We start from the raw sequence: 16,322 nt of genomic DNA, 5'->3' as shown, positions 1-16,322 counted from the left end.
TCGGTTGTTTCCACAGCCGCGTCTTCAAAAGCGACGTCCTCCAAGACGTCTACGGCTGCCGGAACCTCCAAGATCGGTTCCAACCCGGATTATCCGAATCTGCCCCAGGCGATCACAATCGTCCAGGAAATGCATTTCGGCGATTCCACGGAAAACCTGGAGCAAAAGAAGCTTTGGGAAGAAACTCTGAGCGCCAGATACGGCGTCAAGATCCATGAGGACTGCATCACCAAGACCGAGGTCGGAACCGTTTATTCGGCTCGTCTGGCCGCAGGCGAACTGACCGGCGTTGTTTACAACTACGGTTGGTCCTATATGTTCGCATGGTACAACGAAAACGCTGTCTATCCGCTGGACGAATACCTCAAGAACAATAAAACCTGGAACATGCTGCCGAAAGCGGCCCGCGAAGTTTATAAGATCGGCAACCAGATCTGGGCAGTCCCGAACGGCTGGAACGCAGGTCTGACAGGCACATCGATGGGCATGTGGACCCAGGCCATCCGCGCTGACTGGGTGAAGAAACTCGGTCTTGCGGATATCGGCTATACCCTTGACGTCAGCACCTTCAAAGACATTATCACCGCATTCGGCAAGAGAAGCTCCGAACTGGGCGTCACCGGCATCATTCCGATCCTCTTCGGCGGCGACTTATATTCCACCTGGAATGTATTCACTGCGTTTGACGCATTCATCTTCGATCCGAACTCCTCGGCGGGCTATACCTATAACCCCGACACGAACTGCATGGAAGACGCTCTTCTGAGAGCCGGCGCCAGACAGGCAATCGAATATGTCCGTTACTTCTATGCAAACGGATATACCCCGAAATCCACATTTGACAGCGGCTTCTCGGATATGCGCAACCAGCTCGCGTCAGCCAAGGTCGGCTCCTTCTGCCTGTATCAGGGCAGATTCGCACAGGGCGGTTACACAATCAACACTCTTGCTACTGCCAAATACGGCACAACAAACTTTGATTTGATCGGCGACGGTTACACCGAGTGGCTTAACCTTTGGGAAAGCACATGGATTGATACCCAGCTGGTCGGCAACAAGACCAAAGGTCTGTATGCCAACACCGCAGGCGCAGGCGGCTACTGCCTGATGGTCGGCACTCCGCAGCCGGCTGAAACCATCAACTTCTTCGTCGACCTGATGTATTCCTCCGAGAATGCCTGGCTCGAAGCGAGATTCAACCTGCTTGACAAAGCGATCGTCAGAGAAGCTGACGGCACTTTCACCCGTAAATACTTTGACGAAGCCAAAAAGGTGTTCTACCTCGACTCCAACCTCGTCGGCGTTGTCGAGACCGAACTCTATCCGGCTTCCAAGTATCTCGTCTATAACCAGGGCGCAAACAAAGAAGTCGCTCTGAAGAGAACAAAGGCCATCATCGCTTACAACTCCGCAATGACCCAGGCCGCCATCGCAGCGGGCCGTGTCATCATTCTGCCCGAAGGCTACAAGGCCGCTCAGAACTACTCTCCGACCTATGCCAAGCACTCCGGCGAAATTATTTCCTACCAGAACTCCTTCGTCTATGACGGATTCATGAAGACCAGCATCACGGTTGACAAGCTCTTCGCAACCTATAAGAAGAACATGGCAGCCGTCGGCGGCGACAAAGTCCTGAAAGAAGCCAACCAGGCTTGGGGCTGGGTCAACGATTATCAGTCCTACACCTGATAGCCGAAAACCAACCGCTTAATCCAGATGTCTTTGAGAGAGCCCGGTGTTTTACCGGGCTCTCTTTTTTATTTATATAATGAATTTATAAAAGGCACAGAAAGGGGAAAATATTCAAAAATAAGGCACAAAGTGTAACTTAATCCGTCATACGGAATCATAAAAGGAGAAAGATGGATTAATAAATTTGAAATCATATTGTCCAATATGCACAAATATAGTATAGATAACATGTTGTTTTAACTAATTGATATTGGATATTAAAAAGATAAAATAGGACTTTGCTAAGTTATTAAAGGCATCTCTTTCATTAATTAACAAATTATGTTACAATCGTGTCAATCTGGGGCGTATCGCCTCAAATTTTGAAAGGAGATTTTACGCATGAAGAAAAAGGTACTCGTCGTCCTGCTTGCGCTCGTCATGACAATCACGATGTTCGCGGCTTGCACGACAACCAGCAGCGAGACCTCGTCGGTGGCAGCATCATCTGTCGCAGCGTCGGTCGAATCTTCCGTCGCCGCACAGTCTTCCGTCGCGTCATCGGTCGTTTCCTCCGTCCCGTCGGCCGCATCCTCCGTGCCGGCAAGTTCCGTCGCGACATCCGTGACCTCGACTACGTCGACAGCCACCACATCGTCGAAAGCGACCTCCTCCAAGGCTTCCACCGGAGCGACCAAGATCGGTTCCAACCCGAACTACGGTCTCCCCCAGGCTCTTACAATCGTTGAAGAGATGCACTTCGGTGATTCAACGGAAAACCTGGAGCAGAAAAAACTTTGGGATGAAACTCTGAGCGCCAGATACGGCGTCAAGATTCATGAGGACTGCATCACCAAGACCGAAGTCGGAACCGTTTATCAGGCTCGTCTGGCTGCAGGCGAACTGACCGGCGTTGTTCAGCACTACGGTTGGTCCTACTTATTCGCTTGGTACAATGAAGGCGCTATTTATCCGTTGGATGAATACCTCAAGGGCAACGCGACCTGGAACAAACTGCCGCAGGCGATGCGCGATCTTTATAAGATCGGCAATCAGCTTTGGGCGGTTCCGTCCGGATGGAACGCGGGTCTGAGCGGCACGTCAATGGGCATGTGGACACAGGGCATCCGCAACGACTGGCTGCACAAGCTGGGCTTTGCAGATGTCGGATATACCCTTGACGTCAGCACTTTCAAAGACATCATCACCGCATTCGGCAAGAGAAGCTCCGAACTGGGCGTGACCGGCGTCGTTCCGATCATCTTCGGCGGCGACTTCTATTCCACCTGGAATATCTTCACTGCGTTTGATGCATTCATCTTCGACCCGAACTCCTCAATGGGCTATACCTATAACCCCGATACAAACTGCTTCGAAGACGCTCTTCTGAGAGAAGGCGCCAGACAGGCAATCGAATTTGTCCGTTACTTCTATGCGAACGGCTATTGCCCGAAATCCACGTTTGACAGCGGTTTCTCGGATATGCGCAACCAGCTTGCGACCGCCAAAATCGGTTCCTTCTGCCTGTATCAGGCGAGATTCCGTGATCAGGGCCAGTATACGGTCAACAAACTGTTGATTGACAAATACGGCACAAGCAACGCTGATTTGATCGGTGACGGCTTCACCGAATGGATCAAGATGAACGAAGATACCTGGGTTGATACTCAGCTCGTCGGCAAAAAGACCAAAGGCCTGTATGCCAACACCGCAGGTGCGAACGGCTACTGCCTGATGGTCGGAACTCCGCAGCCGGCGGAAACCATCAACTTCTTCGTCGATCTTTGCTTCTCTTCCGAAGACGCCTGGTTTGAGCAGTGGCAGAACCTGCTCGGCAAAGCATTCGTAAAAGAATCCGACGGCTCCTACACCCGCAAATACTTTGATGAAGCCAAGAAAACTTATTATCTGAACGCCAACATCACGACCTTTGTTGAGACAGACCTCTACCCGGCCAAGAACTATATCATCTTCAACGAAGGCGCAAACAAGACAGCTGCTCTTGCAAGACAAAAAGCTGTTATTGCTTATAACTCCTCGATGACGCAAGCCGCCATCGCTGCGGGCCGTACCATCCTCCTGCAGGAAGGCTACAAAGCCGCTCAGAACTACTCTCCGACCTATGTCAAGCATTCCGGCGAGATTATTTCCTACCAGACCTCCTTCATCTTTGACGGATTTATGAAGACCACCATTACGGTTGACAAACTCTTCGCGACCTATAAGAAGAGCATGTCTGCCGTCGGCGGCGACAAAGTCCTGAAAGAAGTCAACCAGGTTTGGGGCTGGGTCAACGATTATCAGTCCTACACCTGATAACCCTGCAGCCCATCACTGAATTAAATGGCATCAAGAGAGCCCGGTTTTTTCCGGGCTCTCTTATTTTTGAATGAATTAAAATCATAAAAAGATCGAAAAGGAAAAAAGTTCAGCGTGGTCTGTATACCCGACATAAAAACATCATATGCCGGCGGTATAAATAAAAGGAATGCCGCGAAGGATACGGCATCCGGTACGGTTTGCATTTTTATGAAAGATCAAGTATAATCATAGAGGAAAAATGACATTACAGAACGGGGAGATCGCATGTATTTGCTCGGAATTGACATAGGGACTTCCGCCACGAAAACCGTTTTATTTACCCATGACGGAAAACCCGCTGCATCGGCAAGCGCCGAATACCCGCTTTATCAGCCGAAAAACGGATGGGCGGAGCAGGATCCCGCCGACTGGTGGAATGCTGTCGGTGAAACCGTAAAAAAAGCGACAGCCGGCATAGATACGAAAGAAATCGACGGAGTCGGTCTTTCGGGACAGATGCACGGTTTGGTGCTGCTTGACAAAGAGGACAGGGTTATGCGCCGCAGCATCATCTGGTGCGACCAGAGAACCGGCGCGCAGGCCGAAGAGCTGAATGAGCTGCTCGGTGAAAAAGCGTTGATTGAAATCACCGCAAATCCGGCGTTGACCGGTTTTACTGCGGCGAAAATCCTTTGGGTCAAAGAAAACGAGCCACAGGTTTGGGCGAAAGTTTCTAAAATCATGCTGCCCAAAGATTATATCCGATATATGCTGACCGGCGAATTCGCAACAGAAGTCAGTGACGCGGGCGGGATGCAGCTGCTCGATGTTCCGAAGCGCAGATGGAGCGAAAGACTGCTGAAAGCGCTTGAGATAGACGAAAAAATGCTCCCGAAAGTATTCGAATCAATCGTGATCAGCGGAAAAGTCAACAAGAAAGCTGCCGAACGGACCGGACTTGAGATCGGAACGCCGGTAGCGGGGGGAGGAGGCGATCAAGCCGCCGGAGCGATCGGAAGCGGCATTGTAAAAAGCGGTGCGGCCAGCTGTGCGTTGGGGTCTTCGGGCGTGGTTTTCGCGGTTGCGGATAAGCCGCTCGTCGATCCGAAAGGGCGCATTCATACGCTCTGCCATGCGATTCCCGACACCTGGCACGTGATGGGCGTTGCGCAGGCCTCAGGGCTTTCGTTGAAATGGCTGCGCGATAATTTTTTCACAGACGTTATTTCAACCGCGGGCTCGATGAAGGTTGACCCGTATTATTTAATGGACAAAATGGCGGAAAAAGTGCCGGCAGGGGCGGATGGATTGATTTATCTGCCTTATCTGATGGGGGAGCGCACTCCGCACCGCAACCCCGATTGCCGGGGTGTTTTCTTTGGGCTTTCGGCTGCGCACGGAAGAGCGGAGATGATTCGCTCGGTACTTGAAGGCGTTGCGTTTTCACTGTGCGATTCGCTGTCGATTATCCGTGACCTCGGTATCAAGACGGACTTTGTACGGGTGGCGGGCGGAGGGGCAAAAAGCGCGCTCTGGAAACAGATTATCGCAGATTGTTTTGACTGCGAGCTTCGGACATTAGTCACGGATGAAGGCCCCGCGTTGGGCGTTGCTCTGCTTGCGGGCGTCGGAAGCGGGATTTACAAATCGATTCCGGAGGCTTGTGAGGCAGCGGTGCATGATTGCGCCTCGATTTTGCCGAATCCGGGAAACACCGCGAAGTACAGTTCGTTTTACGGATTATACCAACGTATTTATCGGTCTCTTGAAAAAAATTATAAAGAACTGGCTGAGATAGAAAAACGCTGAAGAGGCGCATGCAATAAAGGCAGAAAAGGGAAAAAGAACAGTGTTCGGAGCAATCCGGACACGGTGTTTCGCAGATGAAAAGGACCGCGGAGCAACATAAAGAAGGGGTGATCAACTATGAAAAAAACACTGATAATTCTGCTTGCATTGCTGATACCGGCCGCTGCGGCGGGCTGCGGCAAAAAAGCGAGCACGTCCGTGACGTCGGCAGTGTCTTCCTCATCGCAGTTATCGCTGTCGTCGCAGCCCGCTTCTGCAATCGGAGACGATTTTGCGGCAATAACATTTGAACTGAATGCAAAATCAACCGCAGACTGGGTAAAATTCAAATCATTAAGCGATCCGATCGCAGTCCGGTATTCGCTTTGGATGCCGCCGGAGTGGACCGCAGCGGAAGACAGCGTTACTTTTACGGATAATTCCGGGCGCATCGTCTGCGAGGTATTGGCGCCGGTCATGCTCTCGGACACACAGGAACTGCCGGATGTCCCGGGTGATAAAGATACGTCCAACGGGAAAATTTCTTCGACCGCGGATATCGGCCTTTCCAATATGCGCGGCAAATGCGTCGTTCGTCAATTATCGGAGAACAGTTCGACAGTGTATCTGTATCAATACTATATGCTCGACGATGACATTGTCTATCGTGTGACCTTCCGTTCCTATACCGGAGACGAAGGCGACAAAGAACTGTTCAACACGGTTATGGACCGCCTTGTTAACGGAAAATAAAATCGTAAAAGAAATGTAGTGAACTTATGAAAAAAACCGTCTCCCTTTCACTGAGCATTCTGCTTTTGTGCGCGGGGCTCGTGCTCTCCGGCTGCGCCGTAAAGGGTCCCGAACCCGATCGGCTGAAAAAAGACCTTAAAACTGCCGGATATTACGAAAACATGATGCCCGATTCGATCAAAGCCATCGAAAAGGACATGTATGCGCAAATGCTCTCCTTGACTGCCGTCAAGACCGAAAAAGCGGCGAAAGACAAGCAGGGCCAAACCGTGTATACCTGCAGACTGACCTTTGAAAACGAGATTCTCCACATCGAGGAGAATTATGCGATCACTTATCAAGACGAGAAAATTACCGCGCTCAACCGGTTGAACGACGGTCGGTTTGTACGGTTGACCGTACCTTCAATGATCGAGGAAGTCGAAACTTATGCTTATCAAAACAACACCGACATCAACGAGCTCGTAGTCGAGGACGGCGTGACGGGGATCGGCGAATATGCCTTCACCGGCTGCACCGCATTGAAAAAAGTCACGGTCGGCGGCGATGTGGTTGCGATGTCTACCGGGTCTTTCAAGGATTGCACAGCACTGGAGAGCGTGACTTTTTCAGGAGGTTACCCGCTTGCAATTCTGAAGGATTGTTTTTCCGGCTGTACGTCGTTGAAAAGCATTACATTCTCTTCGGAGCTTGAGTTTATCGGATCTTATGCCTTCGCAGGCTGTGCAGCCGAGAATCTTGAATTTCCGGAAAATGTCTATCAATACAGCGCCGGAAGCTTCTCTGACTGTAAACACCTGAAGAGTATCAATGTGACTAAATCAATCAATTCGATCGATCCGACCGCGTTCGAAGGCTGTGAGAAACTCTCAAAAATCACCGTAAGCCCCGATAATACTTATTATAAAATGGACGGCAAAAATCTCGTCGAAATTGCAAGCGGCAAGGTGATTTGCACGCTGCACTGATTTTCATCAAGTCATAAACCTCCCGTGTTTCGGAAATAATACCGAAAACACGGGAGGTTTGTTTATTTATGAAAGCGGTTATCATGGCGGGCGGCGAGGGCAGGCGGCTGAGGCCGCTGACAGCGGATATGCCCAAACCGATGCTCAAGCTCTGCGGAAAGCCGGTACTGGAATATATCCTCAAACTGCTCGAAAAACACGGGGTAAATGAGGCCTGGCTGACGCTCGGGTATCAGTCCGAGAAGATCATCGAACACTTTAAAAACGGAACCTTTGCAGGAATAAAATTGAACTTTATTGTCGAGAAGACCCCGCTCGGCACGGCCGGTGGGGTCAGGAGCGCGGTCGGCGATATCGATGAAGAATTCATCGTCATCAGCGGCGACGCGCTTTGCGATATCGATTTGACAACAGCAATTGCTTATCACCGGGAAAAAGGAGCGGATGCCACAATCATCACGCGCAGAGTCAGCGACCCGCGCGAATACGGTCTTGCCGATATCGGCACGGACGGGCAGGTGCGCGGATTTTTGGAGAAACCGGGGTGGAGCGATGCCTTCACCGATATGGCCAACACCGGTATTTATATTTTGTCCGGATTATGCTGTAAAAGCATTAAAGCGGGCATTTTTTCTGATTTTTCCCGGGATGTATTTCCTTCGTTAGTCACGAAAAACTCGTTGTATGCGTATCGGAGTGACGGTTATTGGCGCGATATCGGAGATATTACGTCTTTCGTCGAAGCGCAGCGTGATTTGATAAACGGTAAAGTTGAGTGCGAAGTCGAGGGGGAGCGTATCGCCGGATGTATTTATTCGGAGGGTAAACCGAAGGGTAATTTTTCAATTGACGCGCCTTGCTATATCGGCAGAGGGGCCCGAATCGGTGACGGCGCTGTGATCGGCGAAAACTCGATCATCGGTGATAACGTGATCATCGGCGCACATGCGCGCACGTCCGGCTGTGTGATGATGGATGGAGCCGTAATCGGAGAAAATTCACTGTCGCGCGGCTGCGTAGTCTGTGACGGAGGCGGTATCGGAAGGAATGCGACGGCAGCGAACGGTTCGGTAATCGGGCCGCGGTCGCTGCTCGGGGACGATGCGGTCCTCGGAGAAGGCGTAGTTTTGCAGGAATTTGAAGTTGTGCCGGACGAGACTATCATGGTCGAAACGCCCGAGAAAACCGCACCGCAATTACCGGAGATCGGGGATAACGTGATTGCAGGTCGTCTCGGAACCGTAATTACGCCTCAATTTTGCCTGCGGCTCGGGCAGGCGCTTGTCACTGCCTGCGGCGACCGCCCCGTCTGTGTCGCAGATGATGGCTTAAACGCCTCTTATATCCACAAGCAAGCGCTGACCGCCGGAATTTTGGCTGAGGGCGGGCAGGTCTACGACACCGGTGTGATGTTCGCCGGGCAATTGTCCTTTGCGGTCACCGAAAGCGGGGCTGCAATGGGCATTTTGGTCGGCGGGTATGGCCAGGGGATCAAATTCGTCGGTGCAACGATTCCGAATTCGCTTCAAAAACAAATCGAGCCGCTGATATCACGAAATGCGGCGCCGACCAAAGGCGGTATCGTGCGGCTTCCGGAGATCATGTCCGGGGTTTCGGCTTTGTGGGAGAATCGGTTGATCTCGTCTCTGCCGAATCGGGTGATTGATTTTTCGGGCAGCTTTTTTTGCAAAAATTCCGTCGTTGCCGAAACGGCAGCCAAGATTTTTATGCAGCTGGGCGGCAAAAGCGGCGGAGACACATCTTTCAATTTCACTGCGGATGGTACCGAATCCAATATCAGCCGCGCGGTGAAATTATTTTGAAAAATGAACAGATTGTTGCCGTCTGCGCCGCATATGATTTTCAAAACGGCGCAGACGTCGTGGTAACGCATTCGGCGCCGAGGGTGCTTGAAAAAATCGGCGAGCGGTTCGGAAAGCGGGTCTACCGCCAGATCGCCTGCAGAGAGACCTGCATATGGTCATGCGACGGCATCAGCGCATTGATTTATGCGCTTTCCTGCACCGGAAACAGCGGTGAACTGATGCGGGCTGCTGAATCTCTGCCCGAGGTCGCCGTCTATTCGGAGGACACCGTCATCGAGGGCGGAAGCGCCCATATCCTCGGAAAATTGCTCGCCAGAGACGGCGGTGTGCGTACAGAGCGCGGCGTTGCGATGCCGACCGGCGCGGGCTGGATCACCGTACGCCCTTCAGCCGACGGCAAAACCATTAAAATCATCACGGAGGCTGCAAGCACCGAAGTGGCAAGAGAACTGTGCGGGGATTTCCAGAAATGGCTGGACCTTTGACCTCTGACGGACAGCGCGAACCGCGCAGTATCCCTCATAATTCAAGAATATCTAAAGATAAAATATCAAAAACAGAGAAAAAAGAAGATAAAGTCAGAAACGGGACCGTTGTTCTGCGCGGATACGAGCCATCGTGTTCGCGCAGAACACACTGACCTTATTTGACCTTGAAAATTAAAGGTCAGGGAAGGTATAATAGCACCATAAAGGTCAAGGTAAGTCAAAGGCAAACCTTGATATGAGAGGATGACGAAACGATGACACTGTCCGACAGGATCGCCAAACAAATATTCGATCTTCTCGAGAAATCCGACGGTGAGACCGAAATCCAACGCAATAATTTGGCGGCTTTGATCGGCTGCGTGCCGAGTCAGATCAACTATGTCATCGCCTCCCGGTTTACACCCGAAAACGGATATGTGGTGCTCAGCAGACGAGGCGGCGGCGGTTATATTCGGATCACGCGGGTGAGTTCCGAAAAAAACCTGATGCTGATGCATATCGTCAATTCGCTGGCGGATGCCGTAGATATGCAGAGCTTATGCGCCATTTTACAATCGCTCGGTTTCAACGGACTGTTGACGGTACAGGAAGCCGAATTGATATTGGCAGCCTGCAGCGACAACGCGTTAAAACCCGCGGATCCGCAGATGCGTGATGTCCTGCGGGCATCCATCGCAAAACAATTATTCATCAAGATCGGCAGTAAGGAGTGATCATTTCTATGCTTTGCGAGAACTGCAAGAAAAACGAGGCCAATACGACCCTCACAAGAAACATCAACGGCCACGTGACTGTACAGCATTTATGCGCCGAATGCGCAGCTAAAAAGGGACTCGGCACGATGGGCAGCGTCTTCGGCAGCATGCTCGGCGGCATCTTTTCCGATTTTGTCGGAACAAATCCCGCAGCCAAATGCAAGGTTTGCGGCAGTACATTCGCCGATTTTACTCGCACCGGAAAAGCCGGCTGCCCGAATTGCTACGAGGAGTTTTACCCGCAGCTGCTCCCGACGCTTCAAAAAATCCACGGCAAAACCGGACACGTCGGAAAAGCCGGTACGGTCAGAGAGAATGCGGCGAAGACCGATGAACCCTCCGAGACGGAGAAAAAAGCGGATGAAAAACCTTCGTCTGCGCGTGTTCCGACCAAAGAAGATAAAATCGAAGATCTCAAGGCGCGTCTTGCCAAGGCGGTCGTTGCGCAGGAATATGAACAGGCGGCGGCTTTACGCGACGAGATCAAAGCGTTGGAAAAAAATGAATCTGTTTGACAGAATTTGATTCCCTTCGAAAGGAATGATTTGATATGAAAGAGAAATGGTATAACGAGGCCGGCGCAAACGAGCCCGTCGTAATTTCGACCCGCATCCGGCTTGCGCGAAATCTGTGCGATATTCCGTTCCCGCAGCTGCTCGACGTCAAACATAAAACCGAGGCGGCCGAAAAAGTCATCGCCGGGTTCAAAGGGGCATTCGGTGAACGAGCCGAGGAATTTGATATCATCGATATGGGAAAACTCAACGGTGAGGCGGCTTTTTCTTTGGCGGAAAGGCGCCTTGTCAGCCCCGAATTCGCGGAAGCGGGCGCAGGCGGATTTTTGATTTTATCCAAAGATCATTCGATCTCGATTATGATCAACGAGGAAGACCACGTCCGCATTCAGGCGCTTGCGTCCGGTTTACAGCTTGAAAACGCGTATGCAATTGCCGACGAGATCGACGATATGCTCGATAAACAGCTTGGATTCGCCTATGACAAGCGGCTCGGCTATTTGACCGAATGTCCGACAAATTTGGGTACCGGCCTGCGTGCTTCGGTGATGCTCCATTTACCTGCGATGCTGGCGTTCGGCACGGTCGGGCGGTTGGCGGAGACGGTTTCGCGCCTCGGCTTCACGGTACGCGGGGCCTACGGCGAAGGCTCGGACATCAAAGGCGGATTCTTCCAAATTTCGAACCAAATCACATTGGGCATTTCCGAAAAGAATGCAATCGATAACCTCTCGACGGTGGTCAGACAGATCATCGCCACCGAGGAGGAAGAACGCAAACGCCTGATCGTTCAACCGGAGGTACTGGATAAAATTTGGCGCTCGCTGGGCATTTTGCGCACGGCGCGCATGCTTTCAGGCGACGAGGCGATCGAAATGGCTTCGTATCTTCGGCTCGGTGTTGCCTGCAGCGTCTATAAAGGAGAGAAAATCGATCTCGGCGCGCCCGGCAAGCTGATTGCGCTGACCGGTCCCGCGACCCTGGCAGCGAAGAGCGGAAAAAAACTCACAGTTGCCGAAAGGGATTCACTGCGGGCTGAGACGGTTCGAAACATAATGAATGAAAAACAAACGTAAAAGTAACTGTAAGGAGATTTAAAATGTACGTCTTCGGCGGATTTAACAATAAAGCGAACGAGGTTATGAGCGCCGCGATCGACCTGGCTATGCAGATGGGGCACACTTATGTGGGCAGCGAGCATCTGCTGGCGGCGCTGGCGAGCCCCGAGAGCGGATATGCGGGGCAGCTGCTCGGCGAAAACGGCATCACGGCCGAAAAAGTGGGTGAGATCATCGGATCCGCCGTCGGAAGAGGCATGCCGACCAATCTCAGCCCGGCTGATCTGACCCCGCGCAGCAAATATATCGTCGAGGCCGCGATGACCATCGCCCGAAACTCGGGCGGAAATTATGTAGTGCCCGAATATCTGCTGTTGGCTTTATGTGCGGAGCGCGACAACATGGCAATTTCGATTTTGAAAAAACTCGGCATCGACCCGCAGACCATTGTCGGCGCACTCGCGCAGAACGGCGGCACTCCCGAACAGGAGCCCTACTCCGGCGAGGAACCTCCCGCCGGAAGCAACGAACATCCCTCGGGGAAACCCACCGGCAACACCCCGATGCTGGCACAGTTCGGACGCGATCTGACCGCGGCGGCAAAAGAGGGGAAACTCGACCCGGTCATCGGGCGTGAGCAGGAAGTCCAGCGGATTATTCAGATTTTATCCCGCCGCACCAAAAACAATCCCTGCCTCGTAGGTGAACCGGGTGTCGGCAAAACCGCGGTAATTGAGGGGCTTGCCCAAAAAATCATTGAGGGTGTTTTGCCCGATCAATTGAAAAACAAGCGGATTTTTTCGCTGGATATGGGCGCAATGGTCGCAGGGACTCGGTATCGCGGCGACTTTGAGGAACGCCTGAAGAAGGCGATGGAAGAGATCAAAAAAGAGGGCAACATCATTCTCTTTATTGACGAATTGCATACCATTATCGGCGCGGGCGCGGCGGAGGGCTCGGTGGACGCCGCCAACATCCTGAAACCCGCTCTGTCAAGAGGCGAAATGCAGGTGATCGGCGCGACGACTCTGTCCGAATACCGAAAGCACATTGAAAAGGACGCGGCGCTCGAACGCCGCTTCCAGCCCGTAACTGTCGGCGAGCCCTCGCAGGAAGATTCGATTGAAATATTAAAGGGCCTTCGCAACCGCTATGAAGCCCATCATAAAGTCAAAATCACCGATGGGGCGCTGGAAGCCGCGGTTAAACTCTCGACGCGCTATGTCGCCGACCGGTTTTTACCCGACAAGGCCATCGACCTGATCGACGAAGCCGCCTCAAAAGTGCGGCTTGCGGGACTTTCCGAACCGCCCGAACTCAAGCAGATTCAACAACAGCTCGAGATGATCGAAGAGGAAAAAAAGAACGCGGTCAAACAGCAAAACTTCGAAAGTGCTGCCGCTCTGCGCGATGACGAGAAGAGACTGCATGCCGAGATGGATAAAAAGCGCGGCGACTGGGAACGCGAACGCGCCGAGACCAGACTCTCGGTCGACCGGGAAGATATCGCGGCGATCGTTTCCAGCTGGACCGGTGTGCCGGTTTCCGAACTGACCAAAGAAGAAGGGCAGCGGCTCATCAATCTCGAAGGCCGTCTGCATGAGCGCATCATCGGGCAGGAAGCCGCGGTTACCGCGGTTGCCAAGGCCATTCGAAGAGGCAGAAGCGGACTCAAAGACCCCAACCGTCCCATTGGCTCCTTCATCTTCCTCGGTCCGACCGGCGTTGGCAAAACCGAACTCTGCAAAGCGCTTGCGCAGTCGTTATTCGGCGACGAGCGTGCGATGATCCGGCTGGATATGTCCGAATATATGGAGAAGCATACGGTCTCCAAGATGATCGGTTCGCCGCCCGGCTATGTCGGATATGAAGAAGGCGGGCAGCTGACCGAAAAAATTCGCCGGAAACCCTACAGCGTGGTTTTGTTCGATGAAATTGAAAAAGCCCATCCTGATGTTTTCAATATACTGCTTCAAGTACTCGAAGACGGTTTCCTGACCGACTCGCAGGGGCGCAAAGTCGACTTTCGAAACACAGTTATCATCATGACTTCCAATGTCGGCGCGTCGCGATTGGTTGAAAAACAGCGCTCACTCGGATTCACCCAAGTTGACGAACGGGTCGATCTCAAACAGGCGGTCATGGAGGAGCTGAAACGCGCGTTCCGGCCTGAGTTCTTGAACCGTGTCGACGATATTATCGTCTTTGACCGGCTGACCGAACCGCAAATCTGCGATATTGCCCGTCTGATGCTCAAAAACCTTTGCTCCAGAACCGAGCAGAACGGTATTTCACTCGACTTTTCCGACGGAGCGATTGAAAATATTGCGAAAGCCGGATTTGATCCGATTTACGGCGCAAGACCCATTCGGCGGGTGATTCAAAACGAAGTCGAAGACCGGGTAGCGGAGGGCATTTTGTCCGGCGAATTTAAACCCGGTGACATTGTAAAATGCAGTTCGGAAGATGGGAAGCTGGTGTTCGGAGCGGAAGTAAAAAGTATCTTGTGATACGGGTAAACACGGTTCACTCCTGCATTGAAATACTTGACAATCGCAAACAGCAGTGGTAAATTAAATGGGACTTAGCACTCCCGAGAAATAAGTGCTAACAAAGGGCGGTGAAGACAGATGGACAGAAAACTTGCGATCCTGATGACGGTGGTCGAGGAATATATCAATACCGGCGAGCCGGTCGGCTCAAAGGCAATTGCGGAGGCATTCGGCAACACCATCTCCTCCGCCACAATCCGAAATGAAATGGCTGCATTGTGCGATATGGGTTTTCTCGAACAGCCGCATACCTCTGCGGGCCGCGTCCCGACCGTCAAAGCTTACCGGATTTACGTCGACGGCATTACGGGGAAACGCTCTGCGCCGGTACGCAAAAAGCTGATCGACGAAGCCGTCAAAGAGCTCGCCGCCGACAGTAATCCCGGCAAGAATGCAGGGAAAGCGTTATCGGAACTGGTCGGATTTCCGACCTTATCAGCCAGAGAACGAGCTGCCGACAAGATCGCCTGTGTGCGTGTGATTCCGATCTCGGATCAAATCTTTACGGTGATTACGGTCACCGAGAGCGGCAGAGTCGCCAACTGCCCGGTGCGGTGCAGAAGACGTCCGTCCGAAGCCGCGCTAGAGCGTTTTTCACAAGCTGCATCGGTGACTTTTGCGGGAATTGCCGCCGGAGACCTGAACGCCGCTTTGATCCAGACACTCGGAATGCGCGAGGGCGAATACCTGTTTGAACTGACCGAATTCACCGATGCATTGGCCGAGACCATCTCGGTGCTCGGTGCGCCCGAGATCAATCTCGCAGGTGAGCAAAATCTGTTCGCACTGCCCGATTACGACACGGTTCAACTGCGCGAGCTGCTGCATATGTTGGCCAATCACCGGATTTTAGCCGATTTACTCAAAAACCGAAACCCGGGCATCGGGGTAGCGATCGGCCCCGAAATTCCCCTGCCGCAGCTGTTCGGCTCAGCGTTACTTACTTCCCAATACGGCGACCCGGAGTCGCCCGCAAAACTCGGTATCATCGCTCCGATAAGGATCGATTACAAAAATATGATTGCGGAGCTGGAATATTTCACGCGCAGCGTTGAGAAGCTCCTGCGAGACCAAGAGAACGGAGGAGACACAACCGATGGATGAAGAAAAAGTCACACCTGAGGAAAAAGCGGAGGAGGACACTCATAAACATTTAAAAAAATCCTCGAAACAAGCCGAGATTGACAAACTCACCGCAGAACTGGCCGAAGCCAAAGATATGCTCTTAAGAACGGCGGCGGAATTTGATAATTACAAGAAACGCACAACCCGCGAAAAAGAAGCGATTTATTCCGAAGTGACCGCGATGACGGTCGGAAAGATGATCCCGGTGCTCGATAATCTTGAGCGGGCATCATCTGCGGGCGGTGACGCCGCACAGATTCAAAAGGGCGTCGAGATGACGCTGAAACAATTCTGCGATGCATTGAATTCTCTCGGCGTCGGCGAGATCGAGACCAAAATCGGCGATCCGCTCGACCCGAACTTCCACAACGCCGTGATGCAGACGCAAAATCCCGAGCTGCCCGAGGGCTGCGTGGGCTGCGTACTGGCAAAGGGCTATAAAATCGGCGACCGTGTGATCCGTCACGCCCAAGTCGCTGTCACCAATCAATAATTTATAAACAACTCAAAATTACATGGGAG

Annotated in this window: 13 protein-coding genes; all 13 read left to right on the top strand. The window is 52.3% G+C overall.

The window, feature by feature from the left end; all coding sequences use genetic code 11:
* Positions 1–1,689: ABC transporter substrate-binding protein (locus tag PKH29_01155; protein HNX13444.1), on the top strand; the 1,689-nt coding region annotated here is incomplete at its 5' end.
* A 384-nt stretch (positions 1,690–2,073) separates the two neighbouring features.
* Complete coding sequence (locus PKH29_01150) at positions 2,074–3,987, top strand: hypothetical protein (protein ID HNX13443.1); 1,914 nt, start codon at positions 2,074–2,076, stop codon at positions 3,985–3,987.
* Between the two features lie 270 nt (positions 3,988–4,257).
* Positions 4,258–5,781, top strand: coding sequence for a xylulokinase (xylB, locus tag PKH29_01145; protein ID HNX13442.1), 1,524 nt, complete (start codon positions 4,258–4,260; stop codon positions 5,779–5,781).
* Between the two features lie 117 nt (positions 5,782–5,898).
* Positions 5,899–6,513, top strand: coding sequence for a hypothetical protein (locus PKH29_01140; protein HNX13441.1), 615 nt, complete (start codon positions 5,899–5,901; stop codon positions 6,511–6,513).
* 26 nt (positions 6,514–6,539) lie between these two features.
* The gene (locus PKH29_01135; GenBank protein ID HNX13440.1) at positions 6,540–7,481 is read left to right on the top strand and encodes a leucine-rich repeat domain-containing protein; all 942 of its coding nucleotides are present in this window, start codon (positions 6,540–6,542) and stop codon (positions 7,479–7,481) included.
* A gap of 68 nt (positions 7,482–7,549) precedes the next feature.
* Entirely contained in the window at positions 7,550–9,304 is a 1,755-nt protein-coding gene (locus tag PKH29_01130) for a sugar phosphate nucleotidyltransferase (GenBank protein ID HNX13439.1), read from the top strand.
* On the top strand, positions 9,301–9,792 hold the full coding sequence (locus tag PKH29_01125) for a hypothetical protein (protein HNX13438.1): 492 nt from the start codon (positions 9,301–9,303) through the stop codon (positions 9,790–9,792). The genes PKH29_01130 and PKH29_01125 overlap by 4 nt, the downstream gene beginning before the upstream one ends.
* Before the next feature lie 257 nt (positions 9,793–10,049).
* Entirely contained in the window at positions 10,050–10,508 is a 459-nt protein-coding gene (locus tag PKH29_01120; protein ID HNX13437.1) for a CtsR family transcriptional regulator, read from the top strand.
* An 8-nt stretch (positions 10,509–10,516) separates the two neighbouring features.
* The gene (locus PKH29_01115) at positions 10,517–11,065 is read left to right on the top strand and encodes a UvrB/UvrC motif-containing protein (protein ID HNX13436.1); all 549 of its coding nucleotides are present in this window, start codon (positions 10,517–10,519) and stop codon (positions 11,063–11,065) included.
* A 35-nt stretch (positions 11,066–11,100) separates the two neighbouring features.
* Positions 11,101–12,141 (top strand): protein arginine kinase, encoded by a 1,041-nt coding sequence (locus PKH29_01110; GenBank protein HNX13435.1) that lies wholly within the window; start codon positions 11,101–11,103, stop codon positions 12,139–12,141.
* A gap of 23 nt (positions 12,142–12,164) precedes the next feature.
* On the top strand, positions 12,165–14,633 hold the full coding sequence (locus PKH29_01105) for an ATP-dependent Clp protease ATP-binding subunit (protein ID HNX13434.1): 2,469 nt from the start codon (positions 12,165–12,167) through the stop codon (positions 14,631–14,633).
* A 120-nt stretch (positions 14,634–14,753) separates the two neighbouring features.
* Positions 14,754–15,779: a heat-inducible transcriptional repressor HrcA gene (gene hrcA, locus PKH29_01100; protein ID HNX13433.1), complete on the top strand. Its 1,026-nt coding sequence runs from the start codon at positions 14,754–14,756 to the stop codon at positions 15,777–15,779.
* Positions 15,772–16,293: a nucleotide exchange factor GrpE gene (grpE, locus tag PKH29_01095; GenBank protein HNX13432.1), complete on the top strand. Its 522-nt coding sequence runs from the start codon at positions 15,772–15,774 to the stop codon at positions 16,291–16,293. Before hrcA ends, grpE begins: the two co-directional genes overlap by 8 nt.
* Positions 16,294–16,322: the final 29 nt, after the last annotated feature.

Source organism: Oscillospiraceae bacterium (assembly GCA_035353335.1).
Lineage (GTDB): Bacteria > Bacillota > Clostridia > Oscillospirales > JAKOTC01 > DAOPZJ01.
Note: the sequence above shows the minus strand (reverse complement) of the source record. Positions and strands in the feature narration are given on the sequence as shown.

Bases quoted from the DNA above. Each gene is read 5' to 3' on its own strand.
- PKH29_01150 (HNX13443.1), top strand. From the start codon at position 2,074: ATGAAGAAAAAGGTACTCGTCGTCCTGCTTGCGCTCGTCATGACAATC.
- xylB (HNX13442.1), top strand. From the start codon at position 4,258: ATGTATTTGCTCGGAATTGACATAGGGACTTCCGCCACGAAAACCGTT.
- PKH29_01140 (HNX13441.1), top strand. From the start codon at position 5,899: ATGAAAAAAACACTGATAATTCTGCTTGCATTGCTGATACCGGCCGCT.
- PKH29_01135 (HNX13440.1), top strand. From the start codon at position 6,540: ATGAAAAAAACCGTCTCCCTTTCACTGAGCATTCTGCTTTTGTGCGCG.
- PKH29_01130 (HNX13439.1), top strand. From the start codon at position 7,550: ATGAAAGCGGTTATCATGGCGGGCGGCGAGGGCAGGCGGCTGAGGCCG.
- PKH29_01120 (HNX13437.1), top strand. From the start codon at position 10,050: ATGACACTGTCCGACAGGATCGCCAAACAAATATTCGATCTTCTCGAG.
- PKH29_01115 (HNX13436.1), top strand. From the start codon at position 10,517: ATGCTTTGCGAGAACTGCAAGAAAAACGAGGCCAATACGACCCTCACA.
- PKH29_01110 (HNX13435.1), top strand. From the start codon at position 11,101: ATGAAAGAGAAATGGTATAACGAGGCCGGCGCAAACGAGCCCGTCGTA.
- PKH29_01105 (HNX13434.1), top strand. From the start codon at position 12,165: ATGTACGTCTTCGGCGGATTTAACAATAAAGCGAACGAGGTTATGAGC.
- hrcA (HNX13433.1), top strand. From the start codon at position 14,754: ATGGACAGAAAACTTGCGATCCTGATGACGGTGGTCGAGGAATATATC.
- grpE (HNX13432.1), top strand. From the start codon at position 15,772: ATGGATGAAGAAAAAGTCACACCTGAGGAAAAAGCGGAGGAGGACACT.